This window comes from Acinetobacter sp. YH16038, assembly GCF_013417275.1.
GTDB lineage: Bacteria > Pseudomonadota > Gammaproteobacteria > Pseudomonadales > Moraxellaceae > Acinetobacter.
The window spans coordinates 1-2,526 of the sequence record NZ_VPEG01000103.1; the positions used below are offsets into that span (position 1 = coordinate 1).

The following is a 2,526-nucleotide window of genomic DNA, read 5'->3' on the forward strand; positions in this document are numbered from 1 at the left end:
AAATAAACACAGATTTAACTAGACCGATTGTCATTCTTAGATTTATAAAGTATTGAATTTATTTGAATAATAGTTATGAATAACAAAAAAGCCTAACAACTTATTTAAGTTATTAAGCTTTTTGTTTGAAACTTTACTAGCCGTGCCTAGATAAACGATATTTGACTCTTACAGTCTGACCTCGCTTGACGGTGCTGCCGGGCTCTGGGCGTTAGCCCTATCTTTAAAGACCATTGAGCACATGAATGGTCTATCTGTAGTATACAGTTATAAATAAAAGTTTACATTAACTTTTGTGATTTTTAGTGATTTTTGGTGACATTGAATGATTTCTAGTTATTTACTGCCCAGTTTTCCTAAAAGACAGATTGCTTTAATTTGTTCACTTATTTCCATTTCTTTAAGTAAGTTATAAGCACTTGTTAAGGTTGTACCACTTGCCAATAAATCATCGACAAGAAGTATAGATTTTCCTTTCATTTCCGTAACTTTTTCAATTTGAGTCGGATCTATTTTCAAAGGACGAATAAACATTCTGTCCTTTGTTGCGACTTCTTTCATAGAAAAAGCTTTATTGGGATTATTGGTTAGATCTCTTTCGAGGGAGCGACGTAAGGCAATGATATCTTTTTTGTATTTTGGGGTTAATGGAAGATCTTGTAGGTCAGAATAGACTTCGAGAATAGTTTTTTTAGAAAAGATATTATTAAGAAGAACTTGCAAAATTATTGTCCCAGCCGACACAGCTGTAGCTCCTCTTAAAAAAGAGGCTTTTTTTTAATCAAACCCGAGTTGCGCTATGATTTTAGGGATCAATCATCTTGTTTCTCCATATCTTAAACAAGCTGATGCGTTGACCTGTGTCAAATATTCAATCATTAAGCACTTAATCAATTGCCTTGTCGTCACCTCAAAAGTCGCATCAATTGATCGGCTGTTTGAGCAATCAAACCAAACATCAAATGACTCATCACCTTAGCGTGACCTCGATAATAAATCACCCGACCGCCAAACTCATCCTTTAAACGGGCATTACTGCGTTCAGCACTGCTACGGGTTTTATATCGCTGTGCTTCCGCTTTGCAAAATTCTATTTTTTCACCCTGACGCTTGTTGTGATCAATCAACGGAACACGACCTCTTGATCTCACAAACTCTCGAATATCCGTACTACAATAACCTGCATCCATCAGCTCATAACATGCCGTAACACGCTGTTCACTCATCAACGATAACGGCAGGGCAACACGACTATCATGAACGACCGCACCCGTCAGATAAGCACTGATCACTACACCACAACATGCTGTATCTAAATGAAGCTTGTAGCCTTTGGTACTCTCAGAATACCCTTTTGAGTTCGTTTTTGTGCCAACAGAACAGCCCGTAGGTAAATCTCGGAGCATTTCAGGAAGTGTCTGTGTGAGTTGAATCTGAATGGCAGTTAATATTTTAGTGGTCAAGGTCTTAGGCGAGTTGAATGCAGGGCGACCTCGTTTTTTGGCAGGCGGTTTTACAACAGGAGGGAGAACTATTTTCTCAACACCTTCGCGTGCTGGAATCATGGTTGCATCACGGCTAATATGACCGATTAACGTATCCGCAAGATTGGACTTCACCATCTGCTCATGAACGCGAGTGGTTAGTTTACGCGCTGCAAATTCAGCAAAAACACGGCTAAATGTCCCTTCGCTGGGTAGTTTTTTATACAGATTGAAGCCGCAAATTCGCCGCAATCTACGATCAACTTCTAGGCGTTCAATCAAGCCCCGTGTGGTGACGATACCAAGTTCAGCTTTTGCAATAAAGGCACATGCCAAAGCGCAGCGGTCAGCAGGAGGTCTTCCCACAGCACACCCTTGATATTGGTATACCAAGGATTCGATGTCACTCCACTCGAGCACACGAATAATGCGTTCGAGCTTTGAGCTGATGCCGTCTAAATCGGCTGCGACTAAAGGAATAAGTTCGTATTGTAAGGCTTGAAACCGTTGTTTGAGAAAAGGGCTTAATGTAGTATTCATGCTGTAGATGTTAGGGTGTTGGTTTAGAAGCTCATTTTAACATCTACAACTTTTTTCAAAAAATGTTAATTCAGGCTGTTTGTGGAGTTTTGCAAGTGCCTCTATATAGAGAAATTGCAGAATTTTTCAAGAAAAATGCAAGGATATTTTGGGCAGAATGGTCAATCGACTTTATAGCTTCAAGACATTGTTTCCTGCAACGCAGTGTTCTATGGCGTTTATTTAAGCAAAATGGATCACTATGTTATTATTACGCCGTTTAAAAAATTCTCTCGATTTAAGCATTTTGCTTACAAGTACCAGGTCCTCATATGATTAAGTGGATTATCCTGGCGATCTTTGTCATTTCTGCGTTTTATATTCAACAACGCGGCAAAGTTCGTCACTCATTTTACCGCCAGTTTTTTGATCACTCGACTTTGCTCGCGCCGATTAATTTTCTGATGTATACGCTCTCTCAAGTGCCACGTCAGCCCTATATTAACACTCAGCAATCGAACGA

Annotated in this window: 2 protein-coding genes and 1 pseudogene; 1 reads left to right on the plus strand and 2 read right to left on the minus strand. The window is 39.6% G+C overall.

Translation table 11 applies throughout. The annotated features are described in order from the left end of the window. Positions 1-336: 336 nt before the first annotated feature. Positions 337-744, minus strand: a complete 408-nt coding sequence (locus tag FTV34_RS18170) for a phosphoribosyltransferase family protein (protein ID WP_180015615.1) — start codon at positions 742-744, stop codon at positions 337-339. Between the two features lie 161 nt (positions 745-905). Then, positions 906-2,024 carry an IS1182 family transposase gene (locus tag FTV34_RS16920; RefSeq protein ID WP_004907341.1) on the minus strand — a complete coding sequence of 373 codons (1,119 nt, stop codon included), beginning with the start codon at positions 2,022-2,024 and terminating at the stop codon, positions 906-908. 311 nt (positions 2,025-2,335) lie between these two features. Between FTV34_RS16920 and FTV34_RS16925 the strand changes: the two are divergent. Further along, positions 2,336-2,526 (plus strand): annotated as a pseudogene (locus FTV34_RS16925) (aspartyl/asparaginyl beta-hydroxylase domain-containing protein); the annotation flags it as partial.